An 18,099-nucleotide genomic window follows, 5' to 3' on the forward strand; every position below is an offset into this window, starting at 1 on the left:
TATGAAGAAATCAATGAAAATTAAACTCTTTATACTTGCTTTGTTATTAGTTCCATATAAAAATATAAATGGACAAATAGATATCAATAACCTTGAAGTTGTTTCAGAAGTTCAAAGTGAAACAATAAAAGATAAAGAAGAGGATAAGTCTACTTTAGAAGACAATCAAGTTTATCTAAATGAAGGTGTTATATATACTGTAACTGATCCTCTAGCTATATCTTCAAAATTAAACATCTCTTCAAAGGGAGTTACCTACATTAATAATGTAGGTAACCTTGAAGATGTTAAATTCTTTTTATATACTAACTATGATAATTTTATAGATAGATATGAGATTTTAATTTATGATTCTTTAAACTCCTTAAATAACCCTATAGATGTTATAAAAGGAGAAAAAATATCTATTGATGAACCGATAATTTGGAGCTACGATAATAGCAAAATGGGTAAAATAAAAACAGGAGATACACTGTACTATATTTTAAAAGTATTTGGCAAAAATGGTAATTTTGATGAAACTTTTCCCAAAGCAATTAAAGTTGAAAAATCATCATCATTTCTACCAGAAGATTTAAATTTAGATACTAAAATAAAAGAAAGTATCTACGCTGAATCAAACATAAAAACAAAAAATATAATGGTTTCAGGAGCTAATATTAAGTTCTATGGCCGTGGTTTATATGACACAAAAGAACTTAAAATAGATAATCAAACAGTTGAAATTGATGAGCAAGGAAATTTTTTATATGAAACATTAAGTAATGAGCAAGGAAAAATTTATAGCATTGATGTTACAACTGAAGAGGATAGTATAGAAAATTATAATCTAACAGTTTTTTATCCTGAAAACTATGAATTTTTAGTTGGAATAGCAGATTTTTATCTTGGTAAAAATACAGTCGATGGAAGTACAGCTATTTTAGAAAATGACCCTAATTATCAAGAAGATTTTTTTAACACTGGAAGGTTAGCGTTTTACTATAAAAAAATATATGATAAATATAGAATAACTGCTCAAGCTGATACTTGGAGTAAAGAGATTAAGCATATGTTCTCTGACTTTAATGAAAAAGATCCTCAGAAAATATTTAGAAAAATTGATAGAGATGATATTAAATTTAATTATGGTGATGATTCTACAATGTACAGTGATGTAGAAACTGAAGGAAAAATGTATTTAAGAGTAGATTGGGATAAATCTCAAGTTTTATGGGGAAGTTACAACACTGGTGTAACTGGAACTAGATTTGCTGAATATAATAGAAGTTTGTACGGAGCTAGAGCTGAATATAATAGTCTTTCTACAAATACTTTTGGAGATTCAATAGATCACATTGTAGTTTTTGGTTCTGAACCAGATACATCTTACAACAGAGATCAGTTTTTAGGAACAGGTGGAAGCATCTATTACCTAAGTAAAAGTGATATTGTTGTTGGAAGTGCAAAGTTAACTGTAGAATTAAGAGATAACCAAACAGGAAGGCTTCTAAATAAAGCATCTTTATCAGAAGGACAAGATTATGAGATCAATGAATTAACAGGTAGAGTTTTATTGGAAAAACCTTTAAGTCAAGGAAGTTTCAATCTTACTTCAGATGAAATTATAAAAGATTCTCCATCTGGATCTTATAAATACTATTTAGTTGTTGATTATGAATATTATAATTTAGAAAACAATAGTGATGATTATGCTGGAGGAGTAAGAGCTAAAAAATGGATTACAAATAATCTTGCTTTAGGTGGAACTTATATTAAAGAAAAAAGAGATTCTAATATTGAAGATTACGATTTAAAAAGTGTAGATTTAACATATAAACACTCTAATGGAACATACTTAATTGGGGAGTTTTCAGAAACAGAGGGAAATCAGCTAACAAAAGATAGTAACTGGTTTTCTCCAGATGGAGGATTTGATTTTGTTGAGCAACCTTCTATTAGAATAGGAGATAGCGGTAGAGCTTACTATATAGAAACAGGGCTTCAACTTTCTGATTACAATCCAAGTTTCAGTAATTCTGATAAAATAAATTTCTGGTATTCTAAAAAAGAAAAAGGATTTTCTACTGCAAGTGAAACAAGCGGTACAGCTAAAGAGGAATATGGAGCTGAAATCTCGTATCAACAATCTGAAACTTTACGTTATGAAGCAAAAGGGTCTGTCTATACAGAAAATACATATGACGATGAGTCTAATGATTTTTCAGGAAAAAATACACAAAAAGAGGTTTCCATTGCAGCTATAAAAGATCTGACAGATAGATTAACTGTGGGATTAGAAACTAAATACATAAATGATAAAGAACAAGATCAAACTCTTGCTATTTTAGAAAATGAAGATATTGATTCTGGAGAAGCTATCTTGGTAGGTACAAAAATTTCTTATGACTTAACAGAGCAAACAGAGGTATATACAAAATTACAAGGTACAGCAATGAAAAAAGATGGTTACGGAGAAAATAATTTAATCTCTTTGGGAACTGTATCACAACTAACAGAAAAAGTATTTGTTGAAGCTGAAGGAAGTACTGGTAATAGAGGACAAGCAGTCGATTCTAAAGTTTTATATAAGTATGATGAAAACTATGAAATTTATGCAGGATATGCTTTAGAAAATGAAGATGATTTAGATTCTGCTATAACTTTTGGACAAAAATATCAAATTAGTGATAGAACTAGTTTATATCAAGAAAATCAATTTGTTACTAATAACTCTGAAAAAGGAGTTTTACAAACTTATGGAGTTGATTTTAATTTAAATCAAAAGGTAACTTTATCATTACTTTATGAAAATGGAAAAGTTGAAGTTTTAGAAGGAGATGTTACAAGAAATAGTATAAGTGGAATGTTAAAATATACAAATAATAACTTTACATCAAAGCACAGATTAGAATTTGCTAAAGATACTGGAGCTGAAACAAGAGAATTATATGGTACTACTAATAGATTTAAATGGACACCAACTAAAGAATATACAATATTTGGAGTTGGAAACTATGTTTTAGGGAAAGGAGACTTAGGACTAGTTAGTTATAATGAGTCTGGAAACATTATTGAAGATAGAAATCCTGATAATGATGATTCGAAATATTTAGAGTTAGGTTTAGGATTTGCTTATAGACCAATCTATAACGATCGTTTAAATCTGATAACTAAATATTCATACATCTATGATGATGGTTCTAGAACACAACTAAATAGAAATTATTCTGAAAAAGCAAATATAGTATCTTTTGAAGGAATTTATGATCTAACTAAGAGATTAAGTATTTCTGGAAAATATGCTTTTAGAAAAGAAGAGGTTAAATTGTATATGGGTGACGATTGGTATTCAAATACTTTAAATCTTTACGCAGTTAGATTATCTTACGAAGTAATCAAAAAATGGGATCTTTTTGGAGAATACCATTGGTTACAAGGTAAAACTGATGGAGATTTAAAACATGGAGCAATTGTTGGAATCTATAGAGAGATTAATGAAAATTTAGAATTTGGAGTAGGGTACAATTTTACAGAGTTTACAGATGATCTAACAAATTTAGATTACAGAAGTAAAGGATGGTTTATTAATTTAATTGGTAAGTTTTAATTAATAAACTTGAATTAAATAGGCTGTTTATGGTACATTATATATACTTAAACAGCCTATTTTTTATTATTTTTATTTGATTTTTTTAAAATATCCTGCTATTCTATAAGATGAGTCAAAAAAGTGTTCTTTTATAAAATGAGTCTAAAATATCTTGATATTTTTGACCGTTAATTTAAAAGAATATAAATAGTTATAGAACATCGGAGGAAACAAAATGGTATACGGATATTGCAGAGTTAGCACGAAAAATCAAAGTTTAAAGAGACAGGTAGACGCTTTAATAACCTATGGTATTAAAGAGGAAAATATCTATGTTGATGAGATAAGTGGAGTTGTTTTAAAAAGGCGAGGTTTAGAGAGTCTAAAAAACGTTCTTAATGCAGGGGATACCCTAGTAGTGAAGGAGATTGATAGACTTGGAAGAAATCGAAAGCAAACAACAGAGCTTATAAAGGAGTTTATTGAAAAAGACATAGAGATAGTCGCTTTAGATATTCCGTATCTAAAAGAGTTTATACTAAAAGAGATTAAAAGAGAAAAAGGTTTTATGGAGATTACGGCAACAACTATGCTTTCTTTACTTCTTGAGGTAGCAGAGCAAGAGAGAAATAAGATTTTAGAGCGAACTAAAGAGGGAAAAGAAAAAGCTTTAGAAGCTGGAGTAAAATTTGGAAGAAAACAAAAATTAACTAGACAAAAGTTTGTGAGAACGTATAATGAAATGTTAAAAGATGAAAGAACACCAAGGGAGATACAGGAAAAACTAGGAATTTGTAAACAGACATACTATAACTATAAAAAAAGATATATAAAATAATAAGGAGATGGATATTTATGGGAAGAGTAAACAATAAATACCCAAGTGAATTAAAAATAAAAGTAGTAAAAAAATATTTAGAAGGTGGAGTGAGTACTCAAGATTTAGCAGAGGAGTTTGGAGTTCCATCGAAGACACAGATACATAACTGGGTAAAAAAATATGAGGAACTTGGAGAGGAAGCTTTTAAGTTTGAGACGAGGGGAAATCCTAAGGACAAAAGGTCGTCAGGAAATGATTTTCTCTTTAATAATTTAGAGGATGAACTAAGATTTTTACGTATGGAAAACGAGTATTTGAAGAGGTTTTGTGATATGTTAAAGAAAAACTTAAAAGGTAAATCTGAAAATTAAACTTTTTAAAATACTAAAAATATGTTACAATACTTCTCTTAAAACTAAAAAAGGAGAAAATATGAGTATAACATCACAGCATTTTAAAATGCTAAGCTGTCTAGTTGTAAATAATTACTCTATAAATGAACTTTCAGAGATACTAAATATTTCTATATTTAAAGTTAGAAGATATATAAGTGATTTAGAATACATCTTAAAAGATGAAGGCATTTTATTAATACACGAAAAATTAAAGGAAACCCCAAATATTTTAGGAGAGATAAAAAATATTCAAAGGTTTACCCCAAAAGAGAGAGAGAGTTATTTGATTTTACAGTTTTTAAAATCCAATACAATAAATCTCACATCAATTAGTGAAGAGATATCTGTAACAAGAAGAACTTTAGCTAATGATATAAAACATTTAAAAAAAGAGTTGGAGTTTTTTCATTTGAAAATTGTAAGCTATAACTCCTATGGAATATCCCTTGAGGGATTGGAAAAAAATAAGAGAAAGTTTTTTGAACTACACTTTATAAAAATGCTTATAGAGGAAAAGTATCTACCAATAGCTTTTCAAGAGTTTTTTATAGAACTTAAAAAATTAAAAAAGGAGTACAAACTCTCAGATAAAATAGATAAAATATATGAGATATATGAAGGGTGGGGGATTTCACGACATACTTATGTGAATCTTCATATAGAGGTTTTAATGTATTTAGCTATAATTAGAAAAGAGTTTGAAGATGAAAGCCTAGAAAAGCATATGGAGATTAACGAAGAGTATGAAGTTAGAGATATTAAAAAGTTAAATTTAGTTCTAGAGGAGATAAAGTTTTTTTCTAACTATGAAAGATTTTATATTAGGGAGTTTTATTTAAAAAGAAATAGAGATAAATTTTTTGAAGCTAACAGAGATGAGGTTTTAGAACTAAGAAATCTTTTAAACTATCTTGGTAAAAAGTTAAAAATAGAGATAATTTTAAGTGAGGATATTTTAATTAGATTAACTGCAGTAATAGCAGTTATGAAATTTAAAGAACTTTTTGAAATAGTAGAGATCTATCTTTTTAATAATAAAGTAGCTGAAGATTATTTTAATAAATTTAAATTGATCTCTAACCTGGTTAAAAAGTACTATAAAAATATAGATAGCTTTGATAGAACAATACTATCTATGACTATTTTAAACGGGATAAATCAAGAGATTGAAAGGAAAATAGAAAAGTTAAAAGATATAGTTATTGTTTATAATTTTTTAGGTATTGAGTTTATTAAAGATATTTTTAAAGAGTTAGAATTAAAGGGACTAATGGACAGTATTAAACTTATCTCCTATAGGGATATAGATGATTATTTAGAAGATAATGGGATAAAAGGGATAATACTCTTTGAAGATATTAAACTAGATGAAAAATATGACAATATAAAAAAAGTTAGATTTAATTTACCAATAACAAAGTTGGATAAATTCAGATTAAGTGTTTTTATTTGAAATACAATATAGAAAAAAATGCACACTTTGTTTAGCAATAATTTCTTATTTTAATATTATATAATTATGATATTATTTATATATACAATAAATTATATTAAAATATGAAAAGAGGTTAATTAAAAGGTGAAAACGAGGATAAGGGTACTGATGTTTATAAATGAAAATCCAGGTATAGATTTAAAAAAGCTTTGTAAAGTGACAGATTTGACTAAGCAGAATACAATATTTCATTTAAATATTTTAGAGGAAAGTGGTTTAATAGAGAAATTAAAAGTTTTAGATATAAAAGGGATTAAGTTTCATCCAACTAAAAAGGGAAAGGATGTATATCTAAAGATAAAGTTAGACCTTCTTGTGAAATCAAGTGCTAAATTTTGCGAAAAAATTGGTATGACCAGCTAGCAATTTTTTCCAATTGTAAGTCAATACTTTTTATACTAAACTATTTAAGTTGTACGATTTAAAAATTTAAGGAGGGTATTATTGGTGGTATATGGGTATTGTAGAGTGAGTACAAAAAATCAAAGTTTAACAAGACAGGTGGAGTCTTTGTTAGATTATGGAGTAAAATATGAAAATATATATTCCGATACCTATACAGGGGTTGAACTAAAGAGAAAGGGTTTAAATGAATTAAGGGAGCTTTTAAATCCAGGGGATACTTTAGTTATTAAAGAGATTGACAGATTGGGGAGAAATAGAAATCAAACAATTGAACTTATAAAAGAGTTAATTGCTAAAGATATTGATTTGATAGTTTTAGATACTCCATATCTAAAGGATTTTATAATTAGGGAGTTAAAAAAGAATGAAGGATTTATGGAGATAATGGCAAGCACTCTTTTAGCTTTAATTTTAGAGGTAGCTGAACAGGAACGTAAAAAAATTCTTCTTAGAACAAGTGAGGGGAAAGAGAAGGCAAAGAAAAAAGGGGTAGTTTTTGGAAGGAAAATCAAGTTAACAAAAGAGGCATTTTTAGAAAAATACAAAGATGTGGTGAATAAAAAAAAGTCTCCTAAGGAGATACAGGAGATGTTTTGTATCTCTAAGCAGAGCTATTATAACTATATAAAGAAGTATGTGGAACAATAATAAATTAATTTTTAGGAGTGTTAATTTTGAAAGATGAAGATATTTTAAAATATAATTTAGAAAAAGAGTTAAAGATAAGTTTCCAAGCAATATTTTCTTTAAAAGAGGAAAAAATAGTAAGTTATGAGGTTTTTTCTAAATTTGATGGTGAAAATTTTAACGATTTATCCACAGAGGAGATTATAAAAAAATTAGAAAATCTTGATATTGTCCATATTTTAGATTTTATAGTTTTGGAAAAAATAGAGAGATATTTAACTGAAAAAAATATCAGTTTGTGTATAAATATATCTTCTAAGACTATTGTAAAAGAGGAGTTTTTAGAAAGAATAGAGAGATTGAAAGAGGGGGTTAAAAATCTTCAAATAGAGATAACTGAAAGGGGGAGTTTTAGCTATACAGATTTTATTCACAAAATTATAAGATTGAAAAAAATGGGAATTAAGGTAGTGATGGATGATTTTCCCATTGCAAGTTCTAATTTAGAGAATCTTTTGAAAACACATATAGATGGGGTTAAGCTAGATAGAGAGCTTATAAAATATATGGGAAATGATAAGGGAAAAAGAATTTATAAAAAAGTTGTAGACCTTTTAAAAGCTATAGGAAATGAGATAACTGCTGAGGGAGTAGAGACAGAGGATGAGCTAAATTTTGTTAAAGAGGCAGGGGTAGATTTAGTTCAGGGATACTTTATTCATAGACCTATAACAGAAGAGAAATTTATAAAAAAATTAAAGCAAAAAAAGGAAAGTGTTTAATAAATTAGTATATGTATAGTAGAAAATAACTATACTAAGGGGGAATCATGGAGAGAACGCTTCTGATAATAAAGCCTGATGCTGTGGAAAGAAAACTAATTGGAGAGATCATCCAAAGGGTAGAGAGAAAAGGATTAGAGATCAAGGCTTTAAAAATGGAGAACATAACTTTAGAAAAAGCAGAGAAACATTATGAGGTACACAAGGGGAAAGATTTTTATAATGGCCTTATAGAGTTTATAACTTCTGGGCCAGTTGTGCTTATGGTGTTAGAAGGAAAGGATTGTATTAGTATAGTGAGACATATGGCTGGAAGTACGTCTCCAGTGGATGCAGTTCCTGGAACTATTAGAGGGGATTTTTCTATGGATACTTTAAAGAATATTGTTCATACTTCAGATAGTATTGAAACAAGTTCAAGAGAGATTAAGAATTTCTTTAAAAATATAGATTGAAGAGATTAAAATGTTTAAAGAGCTACTTTTAATTACAAAAGTAGCTCTTTTTTATTCAACAAAAATAATAAGTGAATTATTTGAAACTAAAATTTTAGAAACTCAAAATTTTGAATGTTTAGAATCTAATAAAAGAAATAGATTGTATAAAGCGTATTATATGGTATAATATAATATAAGATTAATAAAACAATAAGGAGTGATATAAAATGAAAAATGCGAATAATTCTTCGGTACTTATTGTAAAGGGAGCAATAGCAAAACAAATACATAAAGAAGCCCTTTCTAAACCTACAAAAGAAGCATTAATAAGAAATGAAAAAGCTTCTAAACTTGTAGCTAGTTTAAGAGGTTAATTATACATGAGTAATAAAAAAGATATAATAAATGATTTTCAAAATTTTCAATTAGTTAAACTTTCGAAAGGATATAGAGTTGAAGATTTTAATTGTAATTTAGAGGAATACAATAGTTTTTTAAAACAAGAAGCTTTGAATATCCAAGAGAAGAATATATCTAAAGTACATTTAATAATAAATAAAAAAAATGGTGATATTGTAGCTTATTTTACTCTTTCATCATGTGCTATAAATTTATCATCAGATGAAAAAATTTCTCATGGAGTTGATGATGTAGTATTTAATTCATTTCCATGTGTAAAAATTGGAAAATTAGCTTCTGATTCAAAATATTCTGCAAAATATTCTAATATAATTAATTTTTTAATTCAAATTATAATAGGAATTGTTAATGATTCTATAAATTTAGGAGTAGCAAGTAGATTCTTAATTGTAGACGCAGATATAGAAAATAATCCTGATATTAACGAGATTTATTTGAAAAATGGATTTAAATATAATGAAGCATTAAAAAAAGGAAAACATAAAAAAGTTAGCACTGTCAGTATGAGATTAGATATGTTTGCATAGTATAATAATAAAAAAAGAGAACTATTTTAAAATGGACCTTATAGAATGGACACGTAAAAAAAGCGAGTCTATCTTGTAGGGTCTTTTTTTGTATAATAATGTTTAAGAGGTGATTTTTATGAGTAAAATAAGATTTACAAAAAGCCAAATTGAAAAGTTATCTAAAAATAAATATGTCCTTAGGATAAGTGACAAGTTAATAACATACTCTAATGAGTTTAAAATACATTTTATTGCAGAATATGAGAAGGGAAAAAATGCTGAAATTGAATTTCTAAAAGCAGAGGTTGAACTTTAAAAAAAGTAAGATGGGTGATATAAATGATTGAAAAAAACATTTTTGAAGAAATCTAAATTTAGGGTTTTTAGTGAAAGGCATTGATTTTATTAAAAAAGTTGCAAATTTGACAAAGAATAATTAAAAGTTAGAAGGAATAAAGATATGTTGCCGGTAAATAGTGAAAAAAGCTATAAAAAGGAGGAAAAAATGGAGATTTTAGATTTGATAAAAAATGCTCGTTCTCACAGAAGTTTTAAAAATGTAACTATTCCCATGGAAGATTTAGTAAAAATTGTAGAAGGTGCTCACTTTTCATCTGCTGGTGCAAATAAACAATTTTTAAGATATTTTTTAGTAAATGATAATGAGATTTGTTCAAAACTTTTTAAAGATGTCGTTTGGGCAAGTCAAATAACATGGAAACCTTCAGAAGAAGAAGCTCCAGGAGGATATATAATAATTCTTACAGATAATCCACCTAAATTACCCTTAAATTTTATTTATGCTGATTGTGGAATATCTCTTCAAAATATGAAATTAATTGCTACGTCCTTAGGTTATGGAGTTAACTTTATGGAACCTGTGAAAAAAGATGATATTTTATCTTTATTAAATCTATCAAATGAATACATTCCTCTTTTTGTTATGCCAATAGGCGTTCCAACAGATGAAATCATTTTAACAGATTCTGAAAATGATAATATGAAATATTTTAGGGAAGATTTAGGGGAACATAACTATAAACACTATGTCCCTAAATTACCTTTAGATGAATTAATAATTGGTAAAAAATAAAATTTATTAAGAGATCCATTAAAAAAATATGAAAGTTACATAAAGGAAACTTAGTATAATAATGGAAATCTCTTATAAAGACTTGTAAATAAACATAAAATATTTTAGGAGGAGTCGATTATGGAAGTTAAAAAAAGTATTGATAATGTAAAAAAATGTATTTGTAAAGATTGTAAGTCATATACTATGGGCTGCAAATTAAAAGAAATGCCTAAAAATATGATAGAAATGGTTGCTCATCATAAAGATTTTGAAACAGTGGAACATTTTGAGGGGTTATTTTGTGCCTTTGGGAAAAGCAAGTGCATTTCAGAAGAAAAAGAGTGCATATGTGGGAAATGTGAAGTTTTTAAAGAGAATAATCTAACTAAACCTTATTACTGCACTAGAGGATTATAAAAGAATTATTGAGAGCTATCTTTAGATGGCTCTTTTCTTTTTTAAAAATCCTTACTCTTGTCTTCAAGAAAAGCTTTATTTTCATCCACATATTTAATATTTTTAAAATATCTATTAAAACATTGATTTTATTGATAAAGTTGCAAATTTAGTGCCGAAAGACAAAAAAACGATGTAAATTCAAATTAAAAATTAAGTAAATAAATATTTAAAGCTTTTAAAGATTCTTTTGCCATTTCTTCTTGCTTTTTTCTATATGTTCATTGTATTATAAATTAAAATGGAAAAAGGTTCTTAAAGAAAGAGAAGTACTTTAAAAAAGTAAGATGGGTGATATAAATGATTGAAAAAAACATTTTTGAAGAGATAAATAAAAAGAAGTTAAAATTAGATGAATTAAGACCACTATCTAAAGAAACGGTTAAAAGTTTGAGAGAAAGCATTTTGTTAGAATGGACATACAATTCAAATGCTATTGAAGGGAATACTTTAACTTTACTTGAAACAAAAGTGGTTTTAGAGGGAATAACAATAGGGGGTAAAAGTTTAAGAGAACATTTAGAAGTTGTAAACCATAAAGAAGCTATACTATATTTGGAAGATATTATAAAAAATGAAGAGGCTTTTAGTGAATGGCAAATAAAAAATATACATCATTTAGTTTTAAAAGGAATTAATGATAAATATGCTGGAAATTATAGAGATCAACAAGTTATGATTTCTGGAGCAGAACATATTCCACCAGCACCATTTTTACTAAAAGAAAAAATGAATGAATTTATAAAATGGTATAATACTGAAGCTCAATATTTACATCCAGTAGAAAGAGCAGCAATGGTTCATATTATATTTGCAGGAATACACCCATTTATAGATGGAAATGGAAGAACCTCTAGGTTACTTTTGAATTTAGAACTAATGAAAAATGGTTATCCTCCAATAGTTATAAAAAATTCAAATAGATTAGAATATTATTCGGCTTTAGATAAAGCTCATACAATAGGAGATAATTTTGATTTTATTTCTTTAGTTATAAAAGAGACAAATGATATGTTAGATCGTTATATTTCTCTTTGCAGTAACAACATCTAATATTTTTTTTATTAACTAAAATACATGGTTGTAAAAAAAAGGTAGATTTTTTTAACAATATATGGTATACTTAAGAAGTAGTAAAGATATAACACAGTTAATAAGAGATTTTGAAGCACTATTTTAGGCGAGTACTTCTTTAAATGTTATTATGTTGAGGCAATAGTTACTAACAAAAAATAACGGAGGTACTTAAATGAAAGGTACAGTAAAATGGTTTAACGAAGAAAAAGGATTTGGATTTATCACTGGTGAGGATGGGAAAGATGTATTCGCACACTTCTCTCAAATTAAAAAAGATGGATTTAAAACATTAAAAGAAAACGAAGAAGTAGAATTCGATGTTGTTAAAGGTGACAGAGGATTACAAGCTGAAAATATTAAATCAAGATAATAATATATCAAGAGTTCCAGTAGGAACTCTTTTTTGTATATTAAATTTTGAGGTGATTAATATGGAAGAGATTAAAATATTAAAACAATTAAAAACAGAAGAAGAGATTTATTCTTATTTTGAAAGATATGTTTATGGGGTTTTTACTAAAAGAAATATTAATAGTTTAGACTTAAAAACATTTGATTATAAGAAAAATATAAAAAATGCTATTACATTATGGGAGATGTTATATCTATCATTATGTAAAAATGATATTGGTATGAGTTCTGTACTAAGGTATTTAAATGATTTTAAAGTTGTTTAAAAAATAAAAATTAAATATAAAATAAAAAGCACATTAAGTATTATACAGTAATGTGCTTTTTTTAATTATCTATTTAAAATTTTTTCTATCTCCTTAAAAATTTAATTCAAATATCTATATTAAAATTTGTAAAATTTATAGCTTCTGCATAATCCTTGCCCCAATTTATAAGTTCTTTTAATATTGGAATTAATTTTTGTCCATGTTCTGTTAAAGTGTATTCAACCTTTGGAGGTACAACTGGATATACTTTCCTTTTTATTAAACAATCCTCTTCTAACTCTCTTAATTGTCTTGTCAACATTCTTTCGTTGATACTTGGAATAAACCTTTTAAGCTCACTATGTCTTGCTACTTCATTTAAATTTATATAATAGAGTATTATTGGTTTCCATTTTCCACCCATAATATCTAAAGTCATTTCAAAGTAACAATTATATTTTTTATCCTTCATAAGTTTCCTCCAAAATATTTTTATAAAGATATTTTATCTGTTTCTGATAAAAAAGTAAATATGGACAAAAAAGACTGTACTTTACATTTTAGATGAAAAGAAATATAATCCAAGAAAAAATAAAAGGAGTAATAATTATGAAAAAAATATTAATTGTTGGTGGAGTGGCAGGTGGAGCTTCTACTGCCACTAGACTTAGACGTTTAGATGAAACCTCTGAAATAATTATGTTTGAGAAAGGGGAATATATATCTTTTGCCAACTGTGGATTACCTTATTATATTGGAGATGTTATCCAAAACAGAGATAGTTTGATTCTTCAAACTCCAGAAAAAATTAAAAATCGTTTTAATATTGATGTACGTAATAACAGTGAAGTTATTGCAGTGGATTCTATAAATAAAAATGTTTCTGTAAAAAAAATAAATGGAGAAGTATATACAGAAACTTTTGACTATCTTGTGCTTGCTCCAGGAGCAAAACCAACTCAACCGTCTATTGAAGGAATTTCTAATAGTAAAATATTTACTTTAAGAAATATCAAAGATATGGATATGATTAAAAATTCTTTAAAAGATAAGAATATTAAAAATTCAGTTGTTATAGGTGGTGGATATGTTGGAGTTGAAACTGCTGAAAATTTAAAGCATTTAGGTATTGGAACTACTCTTATTGAAGCTGGAGATAATATTTTATCACCTTTTGATTATGAGATATCAAACCATTTAGAATACGAACTAATTAGTAATGGAATCAATCTTCTTTTAAAAGAAAAAGTTGTTAAATTCCAAGATAATAATAATACTATAAAAATTTATTTAGAGTCTGGAAAAGTTATAGAAACTGAACTTGTTATTCTATCTATTGGAGTTTCTCCTGATACAAAATTTTTAGAAAACTCTGGGATTTCTCTTGGAGAAAAAGGACATATTATTGTTGACGAATATTTAAAAACTAATATTGAAAATATCTATGCTCTTGGGGACGCTATCTTAGTTAATAATTTAATTACTGATGCTCAATCTTTTATTCCATTAGCTGGTCCTGCTAATAGACAAGGGCGTATTGTAGCTAATAATATTTTTGGAGAAAAAGAAAAATATAAAGGGAGCTTAGGTACTGCTATTTTAAAAATTTTTAACCTTACTGCTGCTTCTACTGGAATGAATGAAAAATCTTTAAAAAATAGTGATATACCTTTTGATAAAATATATCTTCATCCTAATAATCACGCTAACTATTATCCAGGAGCTTCGCCTCTTTCAATAAAAGTACTTTTTAATAAAGAGAATAAAAGAATCTTAGGAGCTCAATGTTTTGGAAAAGAAGGTGTAGATAAATTTATTGATGTCATAGCTACAACACTTCATTTTAAAGGAACTGTTGATGACTTAAAAGAACTTGAATTAGCATATGCTCCACCTTTTTTATCAGCAAAATCTCCTGCAAACATGGTTGGTTTTATTGGGAATAACATTTTAGATGGTAGATTAAATCAGATTTTTCTTGAAGAGTTAAGAGATTATGATAGCTCTAAACATTTTATTTTAGATGTTAGAGAAACTATTGAATTAGTGAGTGGATCTTTTGAGAATAGTGTAAATATTCCTTTAAGTGAACTTAGGAAAAGAATGAAAGAGATTCCAAAAGATAAAGAGATTTGGACATATTGTGCTGTTGGATTAAGAGGATATTTAGCTGAAAGATTTTTAAGTCAAAATGGGTACAACGTTAAAAATATTGCTGGAGGATATAAAAATCATTTGAAAGTTTTAGATGATAAAGAGCAATCCCCTACAATTAAAGAGCTTCCTCAAAATAAAGAAAAAATAAATTCAAATGATTATACAGATTTGTGTGGATTATCATGTCCAGGTCCTTTGGTAAAAGTTAAAGAAAATATGGATAAAATTGGAGATGGAGAAGTTTTTAAAGCAAAAGCATCTGATCCTGGTTTTTATAATGATATCCAAGCTTGGGCTAAATCTACAAACAATGAAATTCTATCTTTGAAAAAAGAGGGTGATAATATATTTGTTGATATTTTAAAAAATAAAAAAAATAATTCTTCAAAAGAAAATAGAGTTATTGAAACAAATGATGGATTAACAATAGTTGTTTTTAGTGGAGATTTAGATAAAGCTATTGCTGCATTTATAATAGCTAATGGCGCTTTAACTATGGGGAAAAAAGTTACTATGTTTTTCACATTTTGGGGATTATCTATTTTAAAAAGAAAAAACATAGATACTAATAAGAGTCTTATAGAAAAAATGTTTAGCTTTATGCTACCTAAAAATAGTAAAGAGTTACCAATTTCTAAAATGAATATGTTTGGAACAGGCCCTAAAATGATTAGATGGGTTATGAAAAAAAAGAATATCATGTCTTTAGAAACTCTCATGGCTGAATCTCTTAAAAATGGAGCCAACCTTGTTGCCTGCACTATGTCTATGGATGTTATGGGCGTAAAAAAAGAGGAGCTTATTGATCAAATCTCCTTTGGTGGTGTTGGACAATATTTAGGAGAAGCAGATAAAGCTAATAAAAATTTATTTATTTAAAGGAGAAAAGCCACATTCATAACACAAAGGAGGTGTATTATAGAAAAAAAGAAAAAAGGAGAGTTAAAATGATAAGAAATGTATCTAAGTTTAAGTGGAGTGTAAAATTAATTCTGTTTATTATTATCTGCACAGTGGCTATTTTACATCAAAAAGTTGGTGGTGGTTTTAATGGAGTTGCCACAGTTCACGCATTATGTCCTTTTGGAGCTTTAGAAAGTTTAGGTAATTTAATTTCAGGGAAAAGTTTTATATCTAAAACATACTATTCAAATCTTGTTTTTTTAGGAGGAAGTATAGCTTTAACAATTTTTTTCGGTAGATTATTTTGTGGGTGGCTTTGTGCTTTTGGAACACTACAAGATATATTTTCAGCTATTGGAAAAAAGATTTTTAAAAAAAGATTCTATATAAATGAGAAGCTAGATGGGTATTTAAAATATTTAAAATATTTTATTTTAGCAATAATTTTATATTTAACTTGGAAAACTGGGGAGTTAATTGTATCTCCTTATGACCCATTTGCAGCATTTAGTCATCTTCCTGCTGGAATATCTGAAGTTCTAAGTGGATATCTATGGGGGTTTATATTACTAATTGTAATTTTGATGTCTTCGTTATTTTATGACAATATTTTCTGTAAATATATGTGTCCCTTAGGAGCTTTCTATGGAACTATAGAAAAACTAAGTGCTTTTAAAATAAAAAGAGATACATCGACATGTATAAAGTGTAAAAAGTGCGATAAAGTTTGTCCAGTTAGTATAAAAATAGAAAAGAATGAAATAGTAAAATCTTCAGAATGTTTAGCTTGTATGAAGTGTGTAAGTGTATGTCCAACAAATAAAAATTCATTATCTTTAAAGATAGGAAATCATATACTATCTCCATTAAAGGTTGGTAGTGCTGGAATAATGACTTTTGCTGCAATAATTCTAGTAAGTAAAGGAATGGGATATATGCAAACTATGCCAAATACAATGAATGAAATTTTGGTAGGAGATCCAGATAAAATAAGAGGGTGGATGAGCATGGAACAAATTATAACAGAATTTAAAATTGATAAAAATAGATTTTATAGTGAATTAGGAGTAGATGAGTTAGATCTGCCACTATCAACAACAGTGAAAAAAAGTGAAGATATTTTAAAAGGTAAGGGGATAGAGTTTGATCATGATAAGATTGGAGAAGTTGTAAAAAGATTGATAAAATAATTTGTAAAAGAATAAATAAAAAAATTGGATATACAGCAAGGATAGCCATGGAATGGAGAGAATAAATAAATGAGGTAAAATAAAATAATTAATGAGGAGAGAGAGTGATGTATCGAATAATTCTATTAGAAAATGAAGAAGTTGTATTATCTAAAGAAATAGAAAGTTATGATGAGACTTTTGACAACATTAAAATTTTAATAAATCAGTTAAATAAAAATAAAAAAATTATGGTTCAAGAAAAAAGAGATGATAAATGGGCAAATTTTGGAGAGTGGGAGTTGGAGTAAACTATACTTTAATAAGTGGAATTTTATTAGGATTAGGAGCAATAACTCTTGCTCCAATCCAGTTATTATTTATGCTCCTCCCATTTACAATCCATAAATTCAAGTGCTGTAAATTCTGCACAAAAACTTGAATTTTCAGGACTACAAGCATAAATTCCTATGTTAATTATTTCGTTAGCAGAGAAAAGATGAAAAATTCTCATTTGTTTATAATTAATACCATCATAAGATGATTCTATGCAAAAATCATTTTCACGACGACTAAGACGATAATACATGAACTTATGTATAGCAGGAATATCTGTTGTTGCCCAATCAGAATAACCATTATTTGTAACAACACTTCCAAGTCTTTGAAACTCTTCATTTTCATACTCAATTGAAGCCTTAAACCAGTTATCAGAGTTTTGGTAAATAATAACTCCACATTGATCATACCGTTGTTTTGAATTAAACTCTGTTTTCACTACAAATGAAAAATATTTATCTGCAATTTTTGATAGTAAGGCTGGAGCATTATTATTTTGAAATCCATAATAAGTTCGTTGCCAAAAATCTGTTTGTGGATCTGTTATTATAGAGACTTTACCACTTTCAATTTTTGAATTTTTAGGTTCATTAATCCATTCTAATTTTAAATCAGTGAATTTAATACTATTTTTCATAAATTTTCTCCTTTTAATCAATTTTGTGCAAACGTTTGCATAATTTAGAAAAGTATAGCATATAATAATTTATTTGTCTAGGTTTGATTATATATAATAACTAGCAAAAAATATAAACTAGCCAAAGCCTTAAAAGATAAGGCTTTAGCTACTTTAATATCATGTA

Annotated in this window: 22 protein-coding genes; 20 read left to right on the forward strand and 2 right to left on the reverse strand. The window is 27.2% G+C overall.

The window, feature by feature from the left end; all coding sequences use genetic code 11:
• Nucleotide 1: 1 nt before the first annotated feature.
• The 17 genes from NON08_RS00150 to NON08_RS00230 all read left to right on the forward strand — a co-directional run bounded on the left by NON08_RS00150 (nucleotide 2) and on the right by NON08_RS00230 (nucleotide 12,746).
• Nucleotides 2-3,589: a hypothetical protein gene (locus NON08_RS00150; protein ID WP_256689518.1), complete on the forward strand. Its 3,588-nt coding sequence runs from the start codon at nucleotides 2-4 to the stop codon at nucleotides 3,587-3,589.
• A gap of 217 nt (nucleotides 3,590-3,806) precedes the next feature.
• The gene (locus NON08_RS00155; RefSeq protein ID WP_256689519.1) at nucleotides 3,807-4,409 is read left to right on the forward strand and encodes a recombinase family protein; all 603 of its coding nucleotides are present in this window, start codon (nucleotides 3,807-3,809) and stop codon (nucleotides 4,407-4,409) included.
• A 17-nt stretch (nucleotides 4,410-4,426) separates the two neighbouring features.
• Nucleotides 4,427-4,762 (forward strand): transposase, encoded by a 336-nt coding sequence (locus NON08_RS00160; protein ID WP_256689520.1) that lies wholly within the window; start codon nucleotides 4,427-4,429, stop codon nucleotides 4,760-4,762.
• A gap of 61 nt (nucleotides 4,763-4,823) precedes the next feature.
• Nucleotides 4,824-6,239, forward strand: coding sequence for an HTH domain-containing protein (locus tag NON08_RS00165; protein ID WP_256689521.1), 1,416 nt, complete (start codon nucleotides 4,824-4,826; stop codon nucleotides 6,237-6,239).
• A 126-nt stretch (nucleotides 6,240-6,365) separates the two neighbouring features.
• Nucleotides 6,366-6,644 carry an ArsR family transcriptional regulator gene (locus NON08_RS00170; RefSeq protein WP_256689522.1) on the forward strand — a complete coding sequence of 93 codons (279 nt, stop codon included), beginning with the start codon at nucleotides 6,366-6,368 and terminating at the stop codon, nucleotides 6,642-6,644.
• A gap of 84 nt (nucleotides 6,645-6,728) precedes the next feature.
• Nucleotides 6,729-7,334 carry a recombinase family protein gene (locus tag NON08_RS00175; RefSeq protein ID WP_256691197.1) on the forward strand — a complete coding sequence of 202 codons (606 nt, stop codon included), beginning with the start codon at nucleotides 6,729-6,731 and terminating at the stop codon, nucleotides 7,332-7,334.
• Between the two features lie 26 nt (nucleotides 7,335-7,360).
• Complete coding sequence (locus tag NON08_RS00180; protein WP_256689523.1) at nucleotides 7,361-8,095, forward strand: EAL domain-containing protein; 735 nt, start codon at nucleotides 7,361-7,363, stop codon at nucleotides 8,093-8,095.
• 47 nt (nucleotides 8,096-8,142) lie between these two features.
• Entirely contained in the window at nucleotides 8,143-8,550 is a 408-nt protein-coding gene (gene ndk / locus NON08_RS00185; RefSeq protein WP_256689524.1) for a nucleoside-diphosphate kinase, read from the forward strand.
• 10 nt (nucleotides 8,551-8,560) lie between these two features.
• A complete protein-coding gene (locus NON08_RS00190) occupies nucleotides 8,561-8,719 on the forward strand; it encodes a hypothetical protein (RefSeq protein WP_256689525.1) in 159 nt (52 codons plus the stop codon).
• A gap of 40 nt (nucleotides 8,720-8,759) precedes the next feature.
• Complete coding sequence (locus NON08_RS00195; protein ID WP_256689526.1) at nucleotides 8,760-8,906, forward strand: hypothetical protein; 147 nt, start codon at nucleotides 8,760-8,762, stop codon at nucleotides 8,904-8,906.
• Between the two features lie 6 nt (nucleotides 8,907-8,912).
• Nucleotides 8,913-9,479 (forward strand): hypothetical protein, encoded by a 567-nt coding sequence (locus NON08_RS00200; RefSeq protein ID WP_256689527.1) that lies wholly within the window; start codon nucleotides 8,913-8,915, stop codon nucleotides 9,477-9,479.
• A 118-nt stretch (nucleotides 9,480-9,597) separates the two neighbouring features.
• A complete protein-coding gene (locus NON08_RS00205) occupies nucleotides 9,598-9,777 on the forward strand; it encodes an HTH domain-containing protein (RefSeq protein WP_413774006.1) in 180 nt (59 codons plus the stop codon).
• Between the two features lie 189 nt (nucleotides 9,778-9,966).
• Nucleotides 9,967-10,554, forward strand: coding sequence for a nitroreductase family protein (locus tag NON08_RS00210; protein WP_256689528.1), 588 nt, complete (start codon nucleotides 9,967-9,969; stop codon nucleotides 10,552-10,554).
• A 120-nt stretch (nucleotides 10,555-10,674) separates the two neighbouring features.
• A complete protein-coding gene (locus NON08_RS00215; protein ID WP_256689529.1) occupies nucleotides 10,675-10,953 on the forward strand; it encodes a DUF2769 domain-containing protein in 279 nt (92 codons plus the stop codon).
• A 339-nt stretch (nucleotides 10,954-11,292) separates the two neighbouring features.
• Complete coding sequence (locus NON08_RS00220; RefSeq protein WP_256689530.1) at nucleotides 11,293-12,045, forward strand: Fic family protein; 753 nt, start codon at nucleotides 11,293-11,295, stop codon at nucleotides 12,043-12,045.
• 196 nt (nucleotides 12,046-12,241) lie between these two features.
• Nucleotides 12,242-12,439, forward strand: coding sequence for a cold-shock protein (locus NON08_RS00225; RefSeq protein WP_256689531.1), 198 nt, complete (start codon nucleotides 12,242-12,244; stop codon nucleotides 12,437-12,439).
• Between the two features lie 61 nt (nucleotides 12,440-12,500).
• Nucleotides 12,501-12,746 carry a hypothetical protein gene (locus tag NON08_RS00230; protein WP_256689532.1) on the forward strand — a complete coding sequence of 82 codons (246 nt, stop codon included), beginning with the start codon at nucleotides 12,501-12,503 and terminating at the stop codon, nucleotides 12,744-12,746.
• 106 nt (nucleotides 12,747-12,852) lie between these two features.
• Here NON08_RS00230 and NON08_RS00235 read toward each other — a convergent pair whose 3' ends face one another.
• Nucleotides 12,853-13,200, reverse strand: coding sequence for a winged helix-turn-helix transcriptional regulator (locus NON08_RS00235; RefSeq protein WP_256689533.1), 348 nt, complete (start codon nucleotides 13,198-13,200; stop codon nucleotides 12,853-12,855).
• 137 nt (nucleotides 13,201-13,337) lie between these two features.
• Here NON08_RS00235 and NON08_RS00240 point away from each other — a divergent pair, with 137 nt between their 5' ends.
• The 3 genes from NON08_RS00240 (at nucleotide 13,338) to NON08_RS00250 (ending at nucleotide 17,268) form a co-directional block, all read left to right on the forward strand.
• Nucleotides 13,338-15,764: a CoA-disulfide reductase gene (locus NON08_RS00240; protein WP_256689534.1), complete on the forward strand. Its 2,427-nt coding sequence runs from the start codon at nucleotides 13,338-13,340 to the stop codon at nucleotides 15,762-15,764.
• Nucleotides 15,765-15,832: 68 nt separating this feature from the next.
• Nucleotides 15,833-16,978, forward strand: a complete 1,146-nt coding sequence (locus tag NON08_RS00245; RefSeq protein ID WP_256689535.1) for a 4Fe-4S binding protein — start codon at nucleotides 15,833-15,835, stop codon at nucleotides 16,976-16,978.
• A 107-nt stretch (nucleotides 16,979-17,085) separates the two neighbouring features.
• A complete protein-coding gene (locus NON08_RS00250; protein ID WP_256689536.1) occupies nucleotides 17,086-17,268 on the forward strand; it encodes a hypothetical protein in 183 nt (60 codons plus the stop codon).
• A 65-nt stretch (nucleotides 17,269-17,333) separates the two neighbouring features.
• Here NON08_RS00250 and NON08_RS00255 read toward each other — a convergent pair whose 3' ends face one another.
• Nucleotides 17,334-17,954 (reverse strand): DUF1349 domain-containing protein, encoded by a 621-nt coding sequence (locus NON08_RS00255; RefSeq protein ID WP_256689537.1) that lies wholly within the window; start codon nucleotides 17,952-17,954, stop codon nucleotides 17,334-17,336.
• Nucleotides 17,955-18,099: the final 145 nt, after the last annotated feature.

Origin of the sequence: Cetobacterium sp. NK01 (assembly GCF_024506395.1) — a bacterium.
GTDB classification, from domain to species: Bacteria; Fusobacteriota; Fusobacteriia; order Fusobacteriales; family Fusobacteriaceae; genus Cetobacterium_A; species Cetobacterium_A somerae_A.